Origin of the sequence: Bacillus sp. JJ1521 (assembly GCF_036965165.1) — a bacterium.
GTDB lineage: Bacteria > Bacillota > Bacilli > Bacillales > Bacillaceae_L > Ferdinandcohnia.
In genome coordinates, this window is record NZ_JBALOX010000133.1 from 265 (window position 1) to 21,340 (window position 21,076).

20 protein-coding genes and 1 pseudogene are annotated in these 21,076 nt (G+C 38.4%); 19 read left to right on the forward strand and 2 right to left on the reverse strand.

Going from position 1 to position 21,076, the window contains the following annotated elements; translation table 11 throughout:
- From V7147_RS17310 to V7147_RS17355, 10 genes are all read left to right on the forward strand, one after another.
- A partial coding sequence (locus tag V7147_RS17310; protein WP_335369082.1) for an RpiB/LacA/LacB family sugar-phosphate isomerase occupies positions 1-280 on the forward strand: 280 nt, incomplete at its 5' end.
- 49 nt (positions 281-329) lie between these two features.
- Entirely contained in the window at positions 330-1,292 is a 963-nt protein-coding gene (glpX, locus tag V7147_RS17315; protein WP_335369083.1) for a class II fructose-bisphosphatase, read from the forward strand.
- Positions 1,293-1,317: 25 nt separating this feature from the next.
- Positions 1,318-3,330, forward strand: coding sequence for a transketolase (gene tkt, locus V7147_RS17320; protein WP_335369084.1), 2,013 nt, complete (start codon positions 1,318-1,320; stop codon positions 3,328-3,330).
- Between the two features lie 127 nt (positions 3,331-3,457).
- On the forward strand, positions 3,458-4,288 hold the full coding sequence (locus V7147_RS17325) for an amino acid ABC transporter substrate-binding protein (RefSeq protein ID WP_335369085.1): 831 nt from the start codon (positions 3,458-3,460) through the stop codon (positions 4,286-4,288).
- The gene (locus V7147_RS17330; RefSeq protein ID WP_335369128.1) at positions 4,272-4,976 is read left to right on the forward strand and encodes an amino acid ABC transporter permease; all 705 of its coding nucleotides are present in this window, start codon (positions 4,272-4,274) and stop codon (positions 4,974-4,976) included. Before V7147_RS17325 ends, V7147_RS17330 begins: the two co-directional genes overlap by 17 nt.
- A 12-nt stretch (positions 4,977-4,988) precedes the next feature.
- Positions 4,989-5,738 (forward strand): amino acid ABC transporter ATP-binding protein, encoded by a 750-nt coding sequence (locus V7147_RS17335; protein WP_335369086.1) that lies wholly within the window; start codon positions 4,989-4,991, stop codon positions 5,736-5,738.
- A 79-nt stretch (positions 5,739-5,817) separates the two neighbouring features.
- Positions 5,818-6,414: an NADPH-dependent FMN reductase gene (locus tag V7147_RS17340; RefSeq protein ID WP_335369087.1), complete on the forward strand. Its 597-nt coding sequence runs from the start codon at positions 5,818-5,820 to the stop codon at positions 6,412-6,414.
- A 156-nt stretch (positions 6,415-6,570) separates the two neighbouring features.
- Positions 6,571-8,307 carry a sensor histidine kinase gene (locus V7147_RS17345; RefSeq protein ID WP_335369088.1) on the forward strand — a complete coding sequence of 579 codons (1,737 nt, stop codon included), beginning with the start codon at positions 6,571-6,573 and terminating at the stop codon, positions 8,305-8,307.
- Positions 8,308-9,126 (forward strand): LytR/AlgR family response regulator transcription factor, encoded by an 819-nt coding sequence (locus V7147_RS17350; protein WP_335369089.1) that lies wholly within the window; start codon positions 8,308-8,310, stop codon positions 9,124-9,126.
- A gap of 129 nt (positions 9,127-9,255) precedes the next feature.
- Positions 9,256-11,061: a carbon starvation CstA family protein gene (locus V7147_RS17355; RefSeq protein WP_335369090.1), complete on the forward strand. Its 1,806-nt coding sequence runs from the start codon at positions 9,256-9,258 to the stop codon at positions 11,059-11,061.
- 51 nt (positions 11,062-11,112) lie between these two features.
- Here the strand turns inward: V7147_RS17355 and V7147_RS17360 are convergent, their stop codons facing one another.
- Positions 11,113-11,388: a CC/Se motif family (seleno)protein gene (locus V7147_RS17360; RefSeq protein WP_335369091.1), complete on the reverse strand. Its 276-nt coding sequence runs from the start codon at positions 11,386-11,388 to the stop codon at positions 11,113-11,115.
- Between the two features lie 216 nt (positions 11,389-11,604).
- Between V7147_RS17360 and V7147_RS17365 the strand changes: the two genes are divergently transcribed.
- Both V7147_RS17365 and V7147_RS17370 read left to right on the forward strand, forming a co-directional pair.
- Positions 11,605-11,901: a HesB/YadR/YfhF family protein gene (locus tag V7147_RS17365; protein WP_335369092.1), complete on the forward strand. Its 297-nt coding sequence runs from the start codon at positions 11,605-11,607 to the stop codon at positions 11,899-11,901.
- 121 nt (positions 11,902-12,022) lie between these two features.
- Positions 12,023-13,249: a DUF438 domain-containing protein gene (locus V7147_RS17370; protein ID WP_335369093.1), complete on the forward strand. Its 1,227-nt coding sequence runs from the start codon at positions 12,023-12,025 to the stop codon at positions 13,247-13,249.
- A 301-nt stretch (positions 13,250-13,550) separates the two neighbouring features.
- Here V7147_RS17370 and V7147_RS17375 read toward each other — a convergent pair whose 3' ends face one another.
- A complete protein-coding gene (locus tag V7147_RS17375; RefSeq protein ID WP_335369094.1) occupies positions 13,551-13,766 on the reverse strand; it encodes a hypothetical protein in 216 nt (71 codons plus the stop codon).
- Positions 13,767-14,217: 451 nt separating this feature from the next.
- On the opposite strand from V7147_RS17375, the gene V7147_RS17380 reads away from it, so the two are divergent.
- The 7 genes and pseudogenes from V7147_RS17380 to V7147_RS17410 all read left to right on the forward strand — a co-directional run.
- The gene (locus tag V7147_RS17380; protein ID WP_335369095.1) at positions 14,218-14,634 is read left to right on the forward strand and encodes a DUF1284 domain-containing protein; all 417 of its coding nucleotides are present in this window, start codon (positions 14,218-14,220) and stop codon (positions 14,632-14,634) included.
- Between the two features lie 156 nt (positions 14,635-14,790).
- Positions 14,791-15,282, forward strand: a complete 492-nt coding sequence (locus tag V7147_RS17385; RefSeq protein ID WP_335369096.1) for an RNA polymerase sigma factor — start codon at positions 14,791-14,793, stop codon at positions 15,280-15,282.
- Entirely contained in the window at positions 15,275-15,853 is a 579-nt protein-coding gene (locus tag V7147_RS17390) for a hypothetical protein (protein WP_335369097.1), read from the forward strand. The genes V7147_RS17385 and V7147_RS17390 overlap by 8 nt, the downstream gene beginning before the upstream one ends.
- Positions 15,850-16,590: a hypothetical protein gene (locus V7147_RS17395; RefSeq protein WP_335369098.1), complete on the forward strand. Its 741-nt coding sequence runs from the start codon at positions 15,850-15,852 to the stop codon at positions 16,588-16,590. Before V7147_RS17390 ends, V7147_RS17395 begins: the two co-directional genes overlap by 4 nt.
- 352 nt (positions 16,591-16,942) lie before the next feature.
- The gene (locus V7147_RS17400) at positions 16,943-17,404 is read left to right on the forward strand and encodes a MarR family winged helix-turn-helix transcriptional regulator (protein WP_335369099.1); all 462 of its coding nucleotides are present in this window, start codon (positions 16,943-16,945) and stop codon (positions 17,402-17,404) included.
- Positions 17,405-17,406: 2 nt separating this feature from the next.
- Positions 17,407-20,541 carry an MMPL family transporter gene (locus V7147_RS17405; RefSeq protein WP_335369100.1) on the forward strand — a complete coding sequence of 1,045 codons (3,135 nt, stop codon included), beginning with the start codon at positions 17,407-17,409 and terminating at the stop codon, positions 20,539-20,541.
- A gap of 255 nt (positions 20,542-20,796) precedes the next feature.
- Positions 20,797-21,076 (forward strand): annotated as a pseudogene (locus V7147_RS17410) (TlpA family protein disulfide reductase); the annotation flags it as partial.

Below are 21,076 nucleotides of genomic sequence, written 5' to 3' on the forward strand. Positions count from 1 at the left end.
AATTGGAATGAGTATTGCGGCGAATAAATATCCAGGGATTCGTGCTGCACTTACGCATGATGTATATTCGGCTGAACGAGCTCAATTAAGTAATGATGCGCAAATTATTACAATTGGTTCACAAATTATCGGGCCAGAAGCGACAAAAAAAGTCGTTGGAGCATACCTAAATTCGCATTGGGCGGGTGGGTCCCAACGAAAAGTCGATAAAATTGTTGATAAAGAGAAGCAATATTTTACCGAAATTAGTAAAGAAATTTCCTCTAATTCTTGCAGTTAATACTTTAATGAAAAATTGGGCGTAAATTTTTGTTTAGGAGTGTTCTCCAATGAATCAATTAATCTATGATTTTTTACGTGTTACAGAATCTGCTGCAATTTCTTCATTGGCTTGGGTTGGAAGCGGAAACAAAATAGAAGCAGACAGAGCTGCAACGAATTCCATGAGGGCTATGCTCAACGAACTTGAAATGGATGGAGTTGTGGTAATTGGTGAAGGGGAAATCGATGAAGCGCCAATGCTCTACATTGGAGAAAAGGTAGGAACTGGTGCAGGGAAAAAGGTTGATATCGCTGTAGATCCGATCGATGGAACAAACTCCACATCAAAAGGTCAAAATGATGCCATTGCCGTTATTGCTGCCGCTCCAAAGGGCACCTTACTACATGCACCTGATATGTATATGGAAAAAATCGCCACAGGGCCAAAGGCAGCAGGAAAAATTAATATTGACTTACCTATTGCGGATAATTTGTATGCGGTTGCAAATGCGTCTGAAAAAGAGGTACATGAGTTAAGTGTCATCATCCAGGACCGTGACAGACACAAAGATTGGATTGATACTGTACGTAGCTTAGGGGCAAAAACATATTTATTTGAAGATGGAGATGTAATACCAGCGATTTCGACTTGTATCGATGCATCACAGATTGATTTGTTTATCGGGATTGGCGGGGCTCCTGAAGGTGTGTTAGCAGCGGTTGGGATAAAAAGCTTAGGCGGAGACATGCAAGCACGACTTCTTCCTAGAACGAACGAGGAAATTGAAAGATGCAAGGACATGGGAATTGATGATGTAAATAAAGCATTAACACTTGACCAACTAGTGACAAACAATGATTGCGCATTTGTCGCAACTGGTATTACAAGCAATATGCTTCTAAATGGGATCAAACGAGATCGAAACAAATTCACAACCCATTCAATCATGATTAATGGAAATGACCGGAATTTGCGTTTTACTAAAACAGTACACATTGTCAACGAGGATTTAGTACCGTCTAATTCATAATTTCTTTTGTAAAGGAGGAAACAAAATGGTAAGCACAGTTTCAGTTGACCAATTATCCGTAAATGCCATACGAACGCTATCCATCGATATGATTGAAAAAGCAAACTCTGGCCACCCCGGATTACCGATGGGGGCAGCGCCAATGGCGTATGTACTTTGGACAGACTTTTTAAAGCATAATCCTAAAAATTCAAAATGGTTTGATCGTGACCGCTTTATATTATCTGCAGGTCATGGGTCCGCGCTTGTTTACAGTCTTCTGCATCTCTCAGGTTACAATGTAGCGATTGATGATTTGAAAAACTTCCGTCAATTTGGTTCGAAAACACCTGGACATCCTGAAGTACATCATACAGACGGTGTGGAAGCAACAACAGGTCCACTTGGCCAAGGCATAGCTATGTCAGTCGGCATGGCGATGGCAGAGCGCTTTTTAGCTGAAAAATACAACAAAGAAAATCTATCAATCATCGACCATTATACATATGCACTTGTTGGTGATGGAGACTTAATGGAGGGAATCTCTCATGAAGCAGCATCATTAGCAGGACATTTAAAACTAGGAAAATTAGTTGTGTTATACGATTCCAATGACATTTCGTTGGATGGGGATTTAGACCGGTCCTTTTCTGATAACACAGCAAATCGATTTAAAGCCTATGGCTGGCAAGTTTTACGAGTTGAAGATGGCAATGATTTAGATGAGATTCGGAATGCAATTAAGGAAGGGAAAACAAATACAAATCAACCCACTTTAATAGAGATCAAAACAGTGATTGGCTTTGGTTCACCAAATAAAGCTGGTTCCTCTGATGCACATGGTGCTCCGCTTGGTAAGGAAGAAATTCAATTAGTAAAAAAAGCTTATAATTGGGAGTATGAGGAATTTGAAGTTCCAACAGAAGTATATAATGATTTTGCAGATAAGATTAAGCAACCAGGCATAGCAGCTGAAGAAAAATGGAATGAATTGTTTAGTACATATAAAGATGAACATCCAGAAGCTTCGGCGGAGCTTGAAGCGGCTATCAAAGGAGAACTTCCCAAGGGATGGGAGCAAATCCTTCCAGAATTCACACCAGGAGTTGATACAATTGCAACTCGAGCATCCTCAGGAAAAGTATTAAACGGAATTGCTAAGGCTGTGCCATATTTTATTGGCGGAAGTGCTGACTTAGCTGGTTCTAATAAAACAACCATAACTAGTGAAGATGATTTTACTCCAAGTAACTTTGCTGGAAGAAATATTTGGTTTGGTGTCCGTGAATTTGCGATGGGAGCGGCTTTGAATGGAATGGCGCTGCACGGTGGGGTTAAAGTATTCGGAGGAACATTCTTCGTATTCAGCGACTATTTAAAACCTGCTATCCGTTTATCCGCATTAATGAATACGCCTGTCACCTATGTATTTACACATGATTCGATAGCGGTAGGTGAGGATGGTCCAACACATGAACCGGTTGAACAACTTGCAGGTATACGTTCGATACCAAACCTTTCAGTAATCCGACCGGCAGATGGTAATGAAGTACAAGCAGCATGGCGCCTTGCTATCGAGAGTACAAATCAGCCAACCGCACTCGTGTTAACAAGACAAAATCTTCCGACTCTTGAAGGAACAAAAGAAAATGCGTATGAAGGTGTCAAAGCTGGTGCTTATGTCGTAAGCAAAGGGGAAAATGAAGTACCTGATGCGTTAATTATTGCCACCGGATCCGAGGTGCAGCTTGCTGTTCATGCCCAAGCGGAATTAAAATCAAAGGGTATCGATGTTAATGTTGTCAGCATACCTTCCTGGGATCGCTTTGAAAGACAGGATAAAACATATAAAGCTAGCATATTACCTGAAAATGTGAAGGCAAGGGTCGCGATTGAAATGGCTTCCTCTCTAGGGTGGCACAAATATGTTGGAGATAAAGGAACTGTTATTTCTATTGACACATTTGGTGCATCTGGAGACGGAAATAAACTAATCGAAGAATATGGATTTACGGTTGAAAATGTAGTCAAACAAGTCGAGAAGCTTGTGAGAGTATAAATAATAGTGGAGTCAGCAAATGATGCTGGCTTCTTTTTTTATCTTGTCAACCCAGTGAATGAGAATAGGTACACTTGTAAAATCTAATACTACGTAAACACAAATTTATTTTATGGGGGTATTAAATATGAAGAAATCACTCATTCTTTTTTCATTTATATTTGCCATTGCTACGATCCTAGCAGGATGCGGTGGAACAGATCAAGATAACAATGCGGGTAACGAGGAAAACAACGGCACGGAACAAACAGGCTCTTTATTTGATGAAATCAAGGATAAGGGTGTTTTAACTGTCGGAACAGAAGGTACGTATGCACCCTATACATTCCATAATGCAGAGGATAAATTAACAGGCTATGACGTGGAAGTGATAAGAGAGGTTGCAAAACGTATGGACCTTGAAGTGGAATTCATGGAAACCCAATGGGACTCTATGTTTGCGGGACTCAACTCAAAGCGATTTGATTTAATTGCAAACCAAGTGGGGATAAATGAGGACCGCCTAGCCAATTATGAATTCTCGGAACCATATACATATTCCTCGGCTGTACTAGTCGTGGCAAAGGATAATAGTGATATTAAAACATTTGCAGACTTAAAAGGTAAAAAAGCAGCGCAATCCTTGACAAGTAATTATGGTGCGATCGCTCAAGAAAATGGTGCTGAGATCGTTGGCGTAGAGGGGCTAGCGCAGTCGATTGAATTAATCAAGCAAGGACGTGCAGAAGCTACCGTTAATGATAAGCTCGCTGTGCTTGATTATATAAAATCACAGGGTGATGAGAGTATAAAAATTGCAGTTAGTTCAGATGACGTATCAGAGATGGCGTTTACTTTTAATAAAGGGAATGAAGATTTGGTAAAGGCTGTTAATGAACAATTGGCTACAATGAGGGATGATGGGACTTTAGCAAAAATCTCTCAGGAATGGTTTGGTGAAGATGTTTCTACAAAATAGCCTACTTTTAACGATTACTGCAAATATGGAGGGATGGGAGTTATTTATGAACTCCCTTCCTTCCATGATTTCAGGTGCGATTCAATATACAATTCCACTCACACTTATTTCTTTTATCGGGGGTCTTATTCTTGCGTTGCTAACCGCGATGATGAGATTGTCAAAATCAAGACTCGCCCAAGTCCCTGCAATTATCTATGTTTCTGCGATACGCGGAACACCATTGCTTGTGCAATTATTTATTATTTTCTACGGCTTACCCAATCTCGGGGTGAATATTGACCCTTTCCCTAGTGCGGCGATTGCATTCGTTTTAAATGTTGGCGCCTATGCATCTGAAATCATTCGTGCGTCTATTTTATCGATTCCAAAGGGGCAATGGGAAGCCTCTTTTACCATTGGGATGACGAGATGGACGGCGCTAAGGCGAATCATTCTTCCACAAGCGGCAAGGGTCTCTGTACCTCCGTTATCCAATTCATTTATTAGTCTTGTAAAAGACACATCCCTTGCTTCACTAGTTTTAGTCGCTGAGTTATTCCGGAAGGCACAGGAGATCGCAGCAAGAACATACGATTTCCTCCTACTATATGTAGAAGCAGCTTTAATCTATTGGGTAATCTGCTTCTTTTTATCTCTTGTTCAGGCAGCATTGGAACGAAAACTAAATCGATATGTGGCAAGGTAAAGAGGTGAGGGTATGTTTTTATCAGTTAAAGGCTTGGCGAAATCATTTGGTGAAAATGAAGTGTTAAAAAATATCGATATCGATGTTGGAAAAGGGGAAGTCGTCTCCATTATTGGCCCATCTGGTTCTGGAAAAACAACAATGCTCCGCTGTTTTAATGGATTGGAACAACCGGATAAAGGGCTCTTTCGATTTGAAGATGGTTTTTCACTTAATTTTGCCGAAAAAATAAGGAAACAGGACGCAATCCGGTTAAGCAGAAAATCGGGGATGGTTTTTCAATCCTACAACCTTTTTCCTCATAAAACGGCCCTTCAAAACGTAATGGAGGGACCAGTGATTGTTCAAAAACGAAATAAATCTGAAGCTAGAAAAGAAGCAGAGGAACTACTAAAAAAAGTTGGGTTAACGGAAAAAATGGATTTATATCCTCACCAACTTTCAGGTGGACAGCAACAGCGGGTTGGGATTGCAAGAGCATTAGCGCTGAAACCGGAATTGCTCTTATTCGATGAACCTACCTCTGCATTAGACCCAGAGCTAATTGGAGAAGTTTTAAAGGTGATGAAAGACTTAGCCAACGAAAACTGGACAATGATCATGGTGACTCATGAAATCCAATTTGCAGGTGAAGTCTCAAATAAGGTCTTGTTTATGGACGGAGGGTATATCGTCGAGCAAGGAAATCCAGATGAAGTACTGAAAAATCCGAAGGAAGAGCGGACGAAACGATTTTTACAAAGAATTCTGAACCCAACATAAGAATGCATGTATAAAGTCTATCCGATATTGGGAAATTAACAATGTAATGCTGTTCTTAACTACATAGGTGGTGTTAAGTATGGGCTTTTTAGACAAATTGTTTGGAAAAAATACTGCAACGGAGGAAACAAAAATGGCTGATGAAAAATTAAACATTGGGATTATTTTAGGAAGTACACGTGAAGGACGCGTTAGTCCACAGGTTGGTGAATGGGTAAAAGGGTATGGAGACAAGAAAGGGAATGCAAATTACGAAATCGTAGATATTAAAGATTACGATTTACCGTTTCTAGGTACAGGGGATGCACCTGGAATCGCTAAATGGAATGAGAAATTAGCAAGTCTCGATGGATTTATATTTGTTGTAGCAGAATACAATCACAGTATAACAGGAGCATTAAAGAATGCGATGGATTTAGCACGTGAGGCTTGGTACAACAAATCAGCGGGGATCGTTAGTTACGGTTCAACTGGTGGTGCCCGTGCAGCGGAACATCTCCGTGGAATCTGTGGTGAATTAAACATCGCTGATGTTCGCACCCATCCAACGCTATCATTATTCCTAGACTTTGAAAATGGCTCTAATTTTAAACCACAAAATATCCACGATGATAATATGAACATGCTGTTGGAACAAGTTGTGACTTGGGGTAAGGCTTTGAAGACAGTGAGATAAAAGATGAAAAACAACGTCTACTAGGCGTTGTTTTTTTATTGTAAACCTACCAAACCTTTCCCATCCCTCCTCAAAAATCTACCCAGAACCCAAAAAATCTTGTTACAATACAAATAGATAGGGTACATTAAGTACTTCCAAAAAAGGGGCATGTCTATGTTCGAACTTTTAATTACAATGTTAGAGCGGTTAGGTATTATTGTTGCAATCGCTTTTATTTTAACGAGATTGACACTTTTCAGAGGGATGATGTACCAGGATGAGCTGAATCGGTGGCAGAAGCTTGTGGCGATTGTCTTCTTTGGTGGCTTCGGCATAATTGGTACTTATACAGGTTTGAGTCTTAACACAGAGAGCTTGCAATTTGATCGGTGGGCAGCGACATTAACTTCTGATGAGGCTTTGGCGAATTCACGGGTAATCGGTGTGGTACTTGCGGGTCTTCTGGGGGGATACAAGGTCGGTTTAGGTGCGGGGCTTATTGCAGGAATTCATCGTTTTACCTTAGGTGGATTTACCGCTTTTTCGTGTGGATTCGCATCCATTATCGCAGGCTTTGTTTCGGGATATTTTTACAAGAAAAACAAGCATGTTAAGCTAAGCACGGCTTTTATCATTGGTGCTTCAGCGGAAACCTTGCAGATGATTTTAATTTTACTTTTTTCACGTCCATTTGAGAAAGCGCTGGCATTAGTTCAATTTATTGGGATTCCGATGATCGTGTCCAATGGACTTGGATGTGCCTTATTTCTTATGATAATTAAAAGTGTTATTAATGAGGGAGAAAGAGTGGGGGCTGTGCAAGCTCAAAAAACGTTGAGAATTGCCGATAAAACTCTCGCTTATTTACGGCATGGATTAAATCGAGAAACTGCTCATGAAGTTTGCCATATTATCCAAGACGAGATCCAAGCGACAGCAGTTTCCTTGACAAATACAAACGAAATTTTGGCGCATGTGGGGCTCGGCCATGACCATCATCGTGCACATATGCCAATCCAAACTCAAATCACTCTTGATGTTATACAAAACGGAAAAATTATCATCGCCAACAAAAGGATGATCCAATGCCGTGATGAGGATTGTCCGCTTGGTGCAGCTGTAATTGCTCCATTAAAAAGAAGAGATGAAACGATTGGGGCTCTAAAATTTTATTTTCGTTCTGAAAAGGAAATAACCCCTGTTGTTACAGAGCTTATTTCAGGTTTAAGTTCTCTTTTAAGTAATCAGCTTGAAATTGCGGAGGCAGATAAGGCGTTTCAGCTTGCTAAGGAAGCAGAAATAAAAGTGCTACAGGCTCAAATCAGCCCTCACTTTCTTTTTAATACGCTTAATACGATTCTTTCATTAGTGAGAAGGGATCCAACAAAAGCGAGAAGGCTACTCGTTTCTCTGTCACATTTCTTGCGTCAAAACCTATCTGTAACAACACAAAATGTAACAACCCTGGAACAGGAGCTTAAACAAGTGAAAGCCTATTTAGAAATTGAAGGCACAAGGTTTGTAGATAGGTTAAAAGTTTTTTATAACATTGAAGAGAGTGCACTCTATCATTGTATTCCGCCTCTCACCCTCCAACCAATTGTTGAAAATGCGATCAAGCACGGTATGAAGGACCAGGATGGAAATTCCCATGTAATCATTTCAATTCATAAAGGAAAAGATTGCGTTCATATCAAGGTAGAGGACAATGGAGCTGGAATGAACGAAGAACGTGCTAAGCAAATTTGCGTTACCCCAATAAAATCTGAAAAAGGTAGCGGTGTCGCACTATATAATGTCAATCGCAGGCTTACGATGCATTTTGGTGATAAATCAGCATTAGCAATTAAAAGTGAAGTAAATAAAGGAACAGAAATTGCTTTTACAATCCCAATATCGGAGGTGGTCTAAATGGAATCAAAAATCAAAGCACTTGTCGTCGATGACGAGCTATATAGTCGTGATGAGCTGACACATCTATTAGTGTCGTATCCATCTATTGAAATAGTTGGAGAAGGAGATTCGGGAGAGGAAGCGATCTTAAAAGCAATCCAACTTCAGCCTGATGTTGTTTTTTTAGATATAGAAATGCCTAAGGTTAACGGAATGAATACTGCAAAGGCATTATTGGAATTAAAAAAGCCACCACTGATTGTGTTTGCGACAGCATTCCCAGACTTTGCAGTGGAAGCATTTAGGTATAATGCAATTGATTATTTGCTCAAACCTTTTGATGAAGAACAATTAGAGGAAACCGTAAAGCGGATTGAAGAGCGTTTTGAAGCAACTAAAGAGATATCATTTGATGAGGAGCAAATTCAAAAGCAGTTAAAACAGGGAAATGTAATCAAAAAAACAAGTACAGTTGAACTAGAACAACAATCTACTCTTAAAAAAGATAGCAATGATAAAACTGCACTTACGGTCGATGAAAAGATTGTACTAGTAAAAAATGGGGACATCATATACTTAGAATCCAGTGAAGGGAAATGTACAGTTGTAACTCATGATCATATCTATAAAGTGAGTAACACCCTTATTGGTTTGGAGAAACGAATTGATTCCACTAAATTTCTGCGAGTTCATCGTAGCTATATTGTGAACGTAGATCATATTATCGAAATTGAACCTTGGTTTAATTCTACTTATAACCTTTTCATGAATGGAGGATCCAAAATACCGGTTAGCCGGACTTATGTCAAAGATTTAAGACAATTACTTCAATTCTAATTCTTTGCATTTCAAATGTCATATTGCATCTCACCCTTCTTTTTTTGCGAGTTATTTTAAAAAAAGGAAAATCTTTTTTTCATGTTGTACTATAACTTTTAACACCGAAAAAGAGGGGGAAAAGGAATTATGAATGCGATTACAATAGTGATTGGTGCAATCTGTATTCTAATGATAGCCTATCGCTTGTATGGAACTTTCATGGCAGCGAAGGTATTAAAGCTAGATGATTCGAAGGAAACACCTGCACAAAAATTAGAGGATGGTCAGGATTATGTACCCACCAATAAATGGGTTGTCTTTGGTCACCATTTTGCGGCGATTGCTGCGGCGGGACCGTTAGTTGGACCAATTTTAGCTGCTCAGTTTGGGTATTTGCCAAGTTTACTTTGGCTTTTAATCGGTGCCGTAATTGGAGGAGCAGTGCATGATATCGTTGTTCTTTTTGCATCAATGCGCCGTGAAGGAAAGTCCTTATCCGAGGTTGCAAAAGAAGAACTAGGTCCTGTAGCAGGCTTTTGTGCAGGATTAGCGATGCTCTTCATTATTACGATAACAATGGCAGGTTTGTCACTTGTTGTATTAGGAGCTCTTGAACGAAATCCATGGGGAACTTTTGCAGTAGGTATCACTATCCCAATTGCAATGGCGGTTGGATTATACCATAAGAAAACGGGGAACCTTAAGCTTGCAACGACAGTTGGTTTTCTATTAATTGTGCTTGCCATTGTACTTGGACCAAATATTCAAGGTACATGGTTAGGAGATCTCTTAACACTTGAAAAAAGTACATTAGCTATTATTCTACCATTATATGCATTTTTTGCAGCTGCTTTACCAGTGTGGCTATTACTTGCACCACGTGATTATTTAAGTACATTTATGAAGATTGGTGTTTTTGCTGCTTTAATTATTGGTGTGTTTATTGTAAACCCAACAGTCCAATTCCCTGCAGTCACTGAATTCATTAATGGTGGCGGTCCAGTTGTAGCAGGTCCAGTATGGCCGTTTATCTCGATAACAATTGCATGTGGAGCTATTTCAGGATTCCACGCTTTCGTTGGTTCAGGGACTACACCAAAAATGGTGAATCGTTGGAAAGATATTAAAGGTGTTGCTTTTGGAGCGATGCTTGTAGAATGTTTAGTAGCTATTATGGCGTTAATCGCAGCAGTATCTTTACAACCTGGTGACTATTTTGCTATCAACTCGACACCAGAGAAATTTGCAGCACTAGGTATGGAAACAGTTCACTTAGCGGAGCTTAGTGAAGAAATTGGAATGGATCTTGAGGGAAGAACAGGTGGAGCTGTAACTCTAGCTGTAGGTATGACATACATTTTTACAAAAGTTCCATTCTTTGAAACTTTAGCTTCTTATTTCTATCAATTTGTTATTCTATTTGAAGCCGTCTTTATTTTAACGGCAATTGATTCAGGAACACGTGTTGCACGTTATTTAATTCAAGATTTCTTCGGAAACTTTATTAAACCATTGAAGCGTACAGATTCAATCGGGGCAAACATTGTTGCAAGTGCTTTAGCATGTTTTGTATGGGGATATTTACTATACTCAGGAGATATAAGTTCCGTATGGGCCTTGTTTGGGGTATCTAACCAATTAATGGCCTCAATTGGACTGATTGTAGGTGCGACCGTAATCCTGAAAATTGCTGATAAACGCTGGTACATGCTTACATGTCTAGTACCACTTGCATATCTTTATGTCACAGTGAATGTTGCTGGCTACTGGATGGTAACCAATGTATACCTTAACCCAGAAAATGCGGGCCACAATGTGTTAAATGGAATTTTATCCATTGTTATGTTAATCCTCGGATTTGTAATTCTGGTAACATCTATTGCTAAATGGATGAAGCTTTGGAAAATACCACAACATATTTTAGTTGAGCAATCAGCAAAAGAAGTAGCGTAAAAAGAGGAACGCCCATTCTGAAATCAGAATGGGTGTTTTTTATGGAAAGGATTATTGAAGTTTTGCAGAGATTGATTTTAAAAAGCTAAAACCTGATAAAGACAGAGTAAGAGTTTTCTCTCGGTTGATGCCTTTTTGAATATAGATGTCTAGGTTATCCTTACTCAATTTATGAAAAGAGCCAGTATTTTTCGGTTTTCCTGGTACGGCTATAAGGTCCTGAACACCAGGTGCACAGCAAGCATTCACTTCAATTGTTTTAACTGTTAATTTATTCCCTTTTGAGGCAATCCACTGCTTTGATGCATCATCTAGTTCTACAACCATCTCTATTCACCATCCTTGCTATCATCATGGACTAATTTTTCGAAAGTTTCAACTGTAGAAAGTTGAATCTGATGATTATTTTATCCTTTTATATTTTCACAAAAAGTTCATGTTCATTTAATTTCACTTCCCTCGAAAACTTTAGTAGTATTAGGTTAATAAAGGCCATATTTCTGCACAAAATATCAGAAGGACAACAGGGAGGTTCATATACATATGGAAATGACAATAAGCGCTGCAGCTTTAAAATGGTTTAAAGAAGACATAAGTGTAAAAAAAGGGGACACCGTTCGATTCTATCCGATGTTTTACGGAACTAGTCCCGTACAAGAAAAGTATTCACTTGGATTTTCTACACATGATGAACCGATCCAAATTCACACAAGTCAAAAAGTCGATGATATTGAGTTCTATGTTGAAGAGGATGACCTTTGGTTTTTTAACGGTCATAATCTGATCGTCGACTATAATTCAGATAAAGACGAATTGGAATATCAATATCCAAAACCGTAGGCTCACTTTTAGGTGAGTCTTTCTTTATTTTAAGATGTGATTCGCATCACGAACCTTTTCCTAAAACTATGTTAATTTCATCATAGTAGGTGTTTTCACATAGTTGAAAGGAGAAATTAGTGTGAGTGAACTTATTAATAACCGAGAACAAAATAAAATCAGTGATATAGAAAGAGAAGCCATCATAAAACAAAGCTTTAAGGATTTACATAATGGGAAATCAGTAGAGGAGATTAAATCCCATTTAGCAAATAAGGTTGGTTATATTACGATAGGAGAAATCTCCAGACTACAGCATGTATTGGTGGAAGAAGAGAACATCCCAGCAAGTGACGTAACAGAAATTTGTTTACAGCATCGGGAGATTTTTAAGGATCTAATAGAAGAAACCTTGTCTACTCATCCAGAAGAGCAACCCGGGCACCCAGTGCATACGTTTAAGCTTGAAAATAGAGAATTAGAAAAGCTAGTAAACGATAAAATTAAGCCGCATTTGGAGCAATTTGAACAGGATGATCATGATGAACATCGCTTAAAGCTACTAGAGGATTGTAATCTCTTATTGGATATTGGCAAGCATTATGAACGAAAAGAACAGCTCCTTTTTCCATACCTAGAAAGGTACGGAATTTATGGGCCGACGAATATGATGTGGAAAATCGATGATTTTATCCAGGATGCAATTAAAGATGCTAAAAAAATGCTGTCAGATTACAATGGGGATAAACAGTCAGTCATCGAGGTTGTCAACTTTTTTATTGATCAGGTAAATGAAATGATCTATCGAGAGGAAAATATCCTCTTTCCAATGTCATTAAATAATCTAACGGAAGATGAATGGCTAAAAATTGCCCATGAAAGTGATGAAATCGGATTCTGTTTGATTTCACCTGATGATTGGAAGCCTGTGCGAAATGTAATTGATGATGAACAGATTACAACTAAAGGGTTTATAAAGATGGAAACAGGTATCTTATCTTTAAAGCAACTTGAATTACTTTTAAACCATCTACCGGTAGATATTACGTTTATCGATAAGGATGATGTCGTCCGTTATTTCAGCAAAGGAAAAGAGCGTATTTTTGCAAGAACAAAAGCGGTTATTGGGAGAACAGTTCAAAACTGTCACCCACCAAGAAGTGTTCACGTTGTCGAAGAATTACTCGAAGATTTCAAATCAGGAAAAAAGGATACAGATGATTTCTGGATTAAAGCAAAAGGGAAATACATCTATATTCGATACTTTGCAGTACGGGATGAAGATGGAGAGTATATCGGAACGATGGAATTCTCTCAAAATATAGCACCAATCCAGGAAATTGAGGGAGAAAAACGAATTTTATCATAAGGTAGAAAAAATGCTGACACTTTTGGGTGTCGGTGTTTTTTTATTTTTGGGAAATTTATCCAATAAATGGATTCATAACTGGGAAAAAATTGGGATATAACTAACTAGCAGGGTCAAGAAAGAGGCACATAATTGGGTAAAATTAGGATATAGCTAACTAGCAAGGTCAAGAAAGAAACAAATGGTTGGATAAAATTGAGAAATATCTACTCAGAAAAGTCAAGAAAGAGGTACACAACTGGATAAAATCAGGAAATAACTACCCAGCAAAGTAAAGATAGAAGTACGTAATTGGATAAAATCAAGATATACCCAACCCACAAAAACAAAAAGAACCATCATTTCCAACAGTGAATGATTGGTTCTTATGTTTTGTGCGGTATAAGTGATCTTTTTTCGTTTTTGTCATTCTTGTTTGCATATCGATTAATGCAAATGCGCTTCTTCCGTTTTCCGGATTTCGCTTTCCTTCACGAACAAGCTTCTCACGCTTTTTCCGAGCTTTTGATTTTGCCATCTTCCATCACCTCTTGAAAATATTTACAACTTTAGTATACATGGTTTACCCGTAGACTTCCATCACGAAATTTTCCATTTATGTGGGCAAATTCCCAAACTAAAGACCATCGCTTTGAATAGGATATAAACGACCATTCATTTAGGAGGTGTCGGTTTTGGCTGAAAACAATGAGAAGGAAACTCGAGAGGAACAGGAAGTTCAACGGAGGGATTCGTGGGAATTCTTTTGGGGAAGAAGACCAAAATCTAAAGAGGAAGAAATTGAAGAGGAATAAATTTTTCAAAGTACCTGTCATCATGGTAAAAATCCGGTGGTGATGGGTACTTTTCTGTTCACAAGGAATTTCCACAAAATACGTTATTCATTATTTCAATGTTATAGATTATGAGATAAAATATATGTAAACCATTATAATTATAAGGTTAACAAAAAGATGAGGGGGACTATTATGTACAAGCTACGCGGTCATCATTTATTTTGCCTGTTAGGCTACCGAGGAATGGGCTATTCCCGGGAATACGTGGAAAATATGACGATTGTCCACCAAACTCTTAGAAAGAACCCGAAGACGCTTGTTCAAATTGTAAAAGGGCCGGATCATTTATGCGAAAAATATCCGAACAACGGAAAATACCACTGCCAAGATGCAACTATCTATGACCGGGATGCTATCATTCTAGAAAAAATGGGACTAAGAATTGGGCAGATTGTAAGATGGGAAGACATCGAATTCCGAATCCACAATAATGTCATCCCATCAGATATACAAACAGTTTGTGAATCCTGTTCGTGGCGTGCCTATGGTGTTTGTGAAGAAGGCGTACAAGAAATTTTAGATGGAAAAGGCTTACGTGAAGTCCATTAAAAATGCCTAGAAATAGGCATTTTTTTCATTTACAGAAAACGAACGCTGGATTAAGCTTTTGGAGATAAGATAATTTACATACTTTTGTAACGAAAACAAAACTCAAGGTACTAATACATTGAACGTTCAAAAAATCAAACAGATAGGGAGAGGAAAATGGAGCTAGAGGAGCTATATAAAGAAGTGCAACCACGAATATATGCTTTTTTCTTTATCAAAACCTCTAGCAAAGAGATTGCGGAGGACTTAACACAGGAGGTTTTTTATGAAGCTCTGAAAAGCATGCATACCTTTTCTAAGCAATCAACAATCCAGACGTGGTTGTTCTCCATCGCAAAAAATCGATTATTAAAGCATTTTCGCTCAATAAAATATAAGACCCAACTAAACAATTTGCTAAAAAAAGAAACAGGGGAAACGACTACACCGGAAGAGGAAGTACTTAAAAAGGAAGTCAAACAAAATCTAATCGAGTATATCAATCAGCTAGATGAAGTAGCAAAAGAAGTCGTTACATTAAGAATCTACGGGGAGTTATCATTCAAAGAGATTGGAAGTTTGCTTGGAAAAAGTGAAAACTTCGCAAGAGTCACATTTCACCGAGCAAAACTCAAGCTTCATAAGGAAATGGAGGGATATCATGGATAAACATAAACAGGCAATCATCGAAGACTTGCTCCCGCTATACAATGAGGGACTGCTAAGTAGAGAAACGAACGACTGGCTAGAGGAGCAGATACAAGCTAACAAAGAACTTCAAAAGCTCGTGGATCAAGCAGCGACACCGCTCGAAAAGGAAGAAATTGAATCGACTGTTAAGCACGATAAAATGATCACAACCATCAAAAGAAGACTTGCGCTTTATCAACTCGTATTTGTTGGACTATCCTTTTTTCTTGCCATTCAAACATCCATGCTCAATGAAAGCTTTGGTTTTATTTTATGGTATGCAGTACTTGGATTGCTCACTTATTTATTTTACAAAGATATGAAAATTGTCTTTTATATCTCGTTCATTCCAATTTTTATTTGGTCACTCGGTGGTAATATAGGCGACTATATGAATGGGGATATAGGTGAAAATGTTACCTTTGGACAGTTTTTACAACAGTCCATTATGGGGTCGATTCTGGTAACACTGATTCATTATTTATTTGCCTTCATTGGCAGCATAATTGGATTTTTATATCTACGAATAAGGAATGGTGAGGAGAAATGAAAAAGCGAAAAGTAATCTATAGTGTAATCCTTGGGCTCCTCGTTTTATTTGTTCTATTTATCTATAACGAATTTAATGGGAATCCGGTGAGCAAATATTATTCGACAAAGGTTTTAGAAAATTATTTAGAGGAGACATATCCATCCCGCGAGTTCCGAATTGAAGAAGGATTCTATAATTTTAAATTTAAAACCTATGACTTTAATGTAATAGAAATAGGTGCTCCCCTTCCAAATGAGAACGGACCAAAGACATATGAATTTAATGTTAGAGGATTTTTGAAACCCAATGTGCTACTAGACTCCATATACACGGAGAATTTAGATGAACCATTAATGGAAAAATTAAGTGCAGAAGTACAAAAGGAATTAACGGTTCTATTGCAGCAATCAGTTCCGAATGTGAAAGGAATTGATGTTGGTTTAGAGGTTCAAAAAGGCAATTATGACATGAATACAACCTGGAACAAGGACATGAAACTAGAAAAGCCAATCAGCATATTTATTGTATTGGATTCAACCAGATCAAAAAAGGAAGATGTTTTAACAGAGTCCCAAGTCATTCAAAAGGTTCTAAATGACAATAACTATACCTATGAATATGTCACGATTAACGGGAACATCATTGAAGATCAAAATGCCGAATATGTTAAAGATGATAACGGGTATGTAAAGTATTATGTGTCATTTGAAAGCGACACAGACATTAAGTTAAAGGGTATTGAAGTACTTGAATAGTGGAAAAATAAATCGACATCTCTCTTCATTTTAGGGGGATGTTTTCATTTTATTCATCAAAAGCCCCCCTTGCTTCTGATGAATAGAATGGAAGCCTCCGGCGGATGCCACAGATTTTCAAAGGAAATTTTCCAGCATTAACTAGCACTAAGCCCTCCTAAAGGGCAACTGCCAGTAAAAGCCTGAGAAAGTGAACGAAGACTAAGAACGCCACGTCATGTGGGCCTAAAATCTGGGAACAAATACGCCAAGTCGTATTTGATTTTAGTTGACTTTTTATGGGGGGACAATTATAGTTAACCTTGTTAATAGTTAAATAGTTTAACTATATTTTGTGAGGTGATATCGAAATATGCGCAAAACGAACATTAAGGAATTAGTTGATTTATATTTAGACGTTTCATTTTCAGTGAATACAATTGCGGAGTCCCTTGTGAAGGAACAAATCGGGAGCGATCTTACAAATGATCAGCATTATACACTTCGCTACATAAATAAAGTAGGTTCGTGTACATCAACTGAACTTGCAGAGGTTTTTGATGTGAAAAAGAGTGCCATCACTGCCATTATTAACCGCCTTTTTGAAAAAGGCTTCATTGAAAGGACGCGTGATGAAAACGATCGAAGACTTGTTTATTTAACGTTGTCCGAACAAGGAAATGAATTGTTTACCAAGACAGAAGAGCGAGTTCATAAGCTTGTCGAGTCAATCATTGGTGAATTTTCAGAAGAGGAAATTGTTAAATTTCTAAAAACCTATGAAAAGCTCAACGGAATCCTACAACAAATAAAAGATAACAAGGTGGTGGATTAAGTATGAATTTTATCATTAAAAGAAAATGGTTTGTCCTGATCGCATGGATTGTTGTAGTAGCTGGATTGTTTCTTGCTGCTCCAAATATGGCGGATCTTGTCCGTGAAAAGGGTCAGATTACCGTTCCGGACGAATACTCATCCTCTATAGCCGGAAAAATTTTGAATGATGCCCAATCCCAGGAGGGGGGAGGGAACGAAACACAGGTCGCACTTGTGTTTCACGATGAAAAGAAACTAACAGATGACGAAATCAAGGAAGCTGAACGGGCAATCCGACTTCTTGAAGAGAAGGAAGATGAAATCGGAATTACCGAAATTCTGACTCATTTTAACGAAGAAACATTAAAGGATCAGCTAGTTTCAGAGGACGGGAAATCAATCCTTGCTTCAGTAACAGTTAGCTGGAATGACCGTGAACCAAAAGAGGTTTCTGATGCATTATATCAAGCAATTGAAGAGGTTAAAGTAGACCATTATTACACCAGTGCATGGCTCGTTACTGAAGACCTAATGACAAGTTCACAAGAAGGCTTGAAAAAGACTGAAGGTATTACAGTTGTCTTTATTCTTGTCGTTCTTTTACTTGTGTTTAGATCCTTAATTGCACCGATTATTCCACTTGTAACAGTTGGACTTTCTTATCTTGCAGCACAATCGATTGTTTCGATGTTAGTTGATAAATTCGATTTCCCAATTTCAACCTATACGCAGATTTTCCTAGTTGCCATTATGTTTGGAATTGGAACAGACTACTGTATCTTGCTGTTAAGTCGTTTTAAAGAGGAACTTTCACATCGAGAAAGCTTAACTGAAGCGATTATTGAGACGTATAAAAATGCAGGACGTACAGTACTTTTCAGCGGCATTGCAGTAATGATTGGTTTTTCTGCCATTGGTTTTTCACAATTTATTTTATACCAATCTGCAGTTGCTGTGGCTGTAGGCGTAGCACTGTTATTAGTCGCCCTATTTACAGTCGTTCCATTCTTCATGGCTGTATTAGGGAAAAAATTGTTCTGGCCATCAAAGAAGAATTCGGAACATGGGGACAGTAAGATATGGGCAATCGCTGGTCGTTTTTCATTGGGCCGTCCACTTTTATCTCTTTTAGTTGTAGCGGTAATCGTTGCACCATTTTTATTTGTGTATGATGGCGAGCTATCTTATAACTCATTAGAGGAATTAAGTGGAGATGTAAATTCAATCAAGGCTTTCGATGCGATTGCAGGAAGCTTCGGACCTGGTGAATCGATGCCAACTCAAATCATTGTGAAAAATGATGAGGCCATGAACTCCACTGAATATATCGAACTAGCAGAAAAAATTAGCCAGGAAGTTGAAAAGGTAAACTTAGTTGATACAGTCCGCTCAGTCACAAGACCAACAGGCGAACAGATCGATGATCTATTTGTCGCTAACCAAGCAAAAACACTTGAAGAAGGTCTTGGAGAAGGAAAAGACGGACTCACTCAAATTAAGGAAGGCTTAGAGGAAGCAGGTAGTGAACTCGCCAAATCAGAGCCTGAGCTTAAAACAGCGACAGATGGAATTGGTGAATTAATCATTGGTACCAATCAAGTGAAATCGGGCTTAACCGAAATCCAAACGAACCTTTCAAAAATCGAGTCCGGCATTCGTAGCGGAACAGCAGGAATTGATACGATGATTGCCAAAGTTAATGAGGCAAAAGTCGGTTCGGAAGAATTATTAAAATACTATAATACAAATCTATTAGTTGGGTATAAGGATGCACAAAGCGGGATTGCTGGTTTGCATGCAGGCTATCAAGGTGTAGCGGGTATATTACAGAATTTATCTGAAGGTGTAAACCAACTAAATGAAGGCGGATTTGCATATCTAGAAGGATCCTATAAAAATGCTAATGAAGAGAGTATCGCTGATGATGAAGTATATCAAGGAATGAAAAAATCCTTACTAGGGGTCCCTAAGCTAACAGCATCGATTCAAGATTTAAATGGTCACCTTTCAGCCGTTAATTCAGGAATGATCCAAGCAAACGCTGGTTTCGAACAATTGTTAAAAGAGCAAGCGGCTCTCCCAGCTGGTCTTGAACAGCTAATTGCAGGTCTTGGTGAACTTAAAGGTGGTCTTCTTCAAGCAGCAAACGGTCAAGGACAAATTGTTCAAGGTATGCCACAAATCACGAATGGGCTATCAGGCATTAATGATGGTCAAAAGCAGCTTCTTGATGGCTTTGGAAGCCTAGGTGGTCAAATCACACAATTAACAGATGGGCTCACTCAAAGTGCTGAGGGACTTGGGCAGGTTTCAGATGGTTTAGGATCCGCTCAAGACTATTTATCTGACCTTTCTAGCTCTGAAGAATTAAATGCTTTTTACATGCCTGAAGAGGTGCTTGAAAGTGAAGATTTCGCACAAGTCCTTGATGTATACATGTCTAAAGATCGCAAAATCATGACATTTGATGTTATTTTTGAGGCAAATCCTTATTCAAACGAAGCAATGACTCAAATCGATGAAATCAATGCAGCAGTTGAAAGAGCAACGAAAGGTACAAAGCTTGAAAATGCAAATGTAGCGCTAGGTGGTATCACAAGCACAAACACCGATTTAAGCACAATGTCTGAACAGGACTATTCTCGAACAATTGTCTTGATGTTAATCGGAATTGCGCTCATTTTAATTTTCTTGTTCCGTTCGTTAATCATGCCAATCTATATAATCGGTTCATTGATTTTAACCTATTACACATCAATGGCGATCAATGAAGTGATTTTTGTAAATATACTTGGCTATACGGGAATTAGCTGGGCGGTACCATTCTTTGGATTTGTCATCCTGGTCGCACTTGGGGTTGACTATAGTATCTTCTTAATGGATCGCTTTAACGAATACCGTGATATCTCTGTGGCAGAGGCAATGCTTCTTTCAATGAAAAAGATGGGTACTGTTATTATTTCAGCAGCCATTATTCTTGGAGGAACATTCGCTGCAATGATGCCTTCTGGAATGCTATCATTGCTTCAGATTGCGTCAATCACACTCGTCGGCCTCATGCTGTACGCATTTGTGATATTACCATTATTTATTCCAGTTATGGTCAAAAACTTTGGTATTGCCAACTGGTGGCCATTCAAACGACCAACAAATTAATGAAAATGAGGCTTCTGTTGTTCAGGGGCCTCATTTTTTTAGGGAAAACGAATGGAAATTAAGTTCTATGATTTTAAATGATGTGTTTATGGTTTTAATTCTGATTCTATGGTTTTTATTTTCGTTCTATGTTTTTTATTTCAATTCTATGGGTTTTAGCAATTATATAGTGTTTTTTCACCGATAGCAGTTAATTCAAATAAAGCTTTTTCAGGAGTATAATTAGGTATATTAAGTACTCGATGGAGGTTCAGCATGCATTTGATACAAATTGGCTCGTTAGCCATCATGACAAAATGGGTTACCCTTGGAATCGGTATAATTGCTGCCCTTCTTGTCCTACGTATATGGTTAACAAAAACGCAGTCAAAAGAATTAGCCCAAGCTATTTTTAATATACTTACCAACGGCGTTTTGATTGGGTTTCTTGCGTGGAAAGGAAGTTTATTGCTTCTTGAACCAAGTCTCGTTTTAAAAAATCCAATGTCTTTACTGTATTTCACAGGTGGCACAAAAGGATTAATGATAGCAGCCA

Coding starts and splice junctions, on each gene's coding strand:
- glpX (WP_335369083.1), top strand. CDS start 330: ATGAATCAATTAATCTATGATTTTTTACGTGTTACAGAATCTGCTGCA.
- tkt (WP_335369084.1), top strand. CDS start 1,318: ATGGTAAGCACAGTTTCAGTTGACCAATTATCCGTAAATGCCATACGA.
- V7147_RS17325 (WP_335369085.1), top strand. CDS start 3,458: ATGAAGAAATCACTCATTCTTTTTTCATTTATATTTGCCATTGCTACG.
- V7147_RS17330 (WP_335369128.1), top strand. CDS start 4,272: ATGTTTCTACAAAATAGCCTACTTTTAACGATTACTGCAAATATGGAG.
- V7147_RS17335 (WP_335369086.1), top strand. CDS start 4,989: ATGTTTTTATCAGTTAAAGGCTTGGCGAAATCATTTGGTGAAAATGAA.
- V7147_RS17340 (WP_335369087.1), top strand. CDS start 5,818: ATGGGCTTTTTAGACAAATTGTTTGGAAAAAATACTGCAACGGAGGAA.
- V7147_RS17345 (WP_335369088.1), top strand. CDS start 6,571: ATGTTCGAACTTTTAATTACAATGTTAGAGCGGTTAGGTATTATTGTT.
- V7147_RS17350 (WP_335369089.1), top strand. CDS start 8,308: ATGGAATCAAAAATCAAAGCACTTGTCGTCGATGACGAGCTATATAGT.
- V7147_RS17355 (WP_335369090.1), top strand. CDS start 9,256: ATGAATGCGATTACAATAGTGATTGGTGCAATCTGTATTCTAATGATA.
- V7147_RS17360 (WP_335369091.1), bottom strand. CDS start 11,388: ATGGTTGTAGAACTAGATGATGCATCAAAGCAGTGGATTGCCTCAAAA.
- V7147_RS17365 (WP_335369092.1), top strand. CDS start 11,605: ATGGAAATGACAATAAGCGCTGCAGCTTTAAAATGGTTTAAAGAAGAC.
- V7147_RS17375 (WP_335369094.1), bottom strand. CDS start 13,766: ATGGCAAAATCAAAAGCTCGGAAAAAGCGTGAGAAGCTTGTTCGTGAA.
- V7147_RS17380 (WP_335369095.1), top strand. CDS start 14,218: ATGTACAAGCTACGCGGTCATCATTTATTTTGCCTGTTAGGCTACCGA.
- V7147_RS17385 (WP_335369096.1), top strand. CDS start 14,791: ATGGAGCTAGAGGAGCTATATAAAGAAGTGCAACCACGAATATATGCT.
- V7147_RS17390 (WP_335369097.1), top strand. CDS start 15,275: ATGGATAAACATAAACAGGCAATCATCGAAGACTTGCTCCCGCTATAC.
- V7147_RS17395 (WP_335369098.1), top strand. CDS start 15,850: ATGAAAAAGCGAAAAGTAATCTATAGTGTAATCCTTGGGCTCCTCGTT.
- V7147_RS17400 (WP_335369099.1), top strand. CDS start 16,943: ATGCGCAAAACGAACATTAAGGAATTAGTTGATTTATATTTAGACGTT.
- V7147_RS17405 (WP_335369100.1), top strand. CDS start 17,407: ATGAATTTTATCATTAAAAGAAAATGGTTTGTCCTGATCGCATGGATT.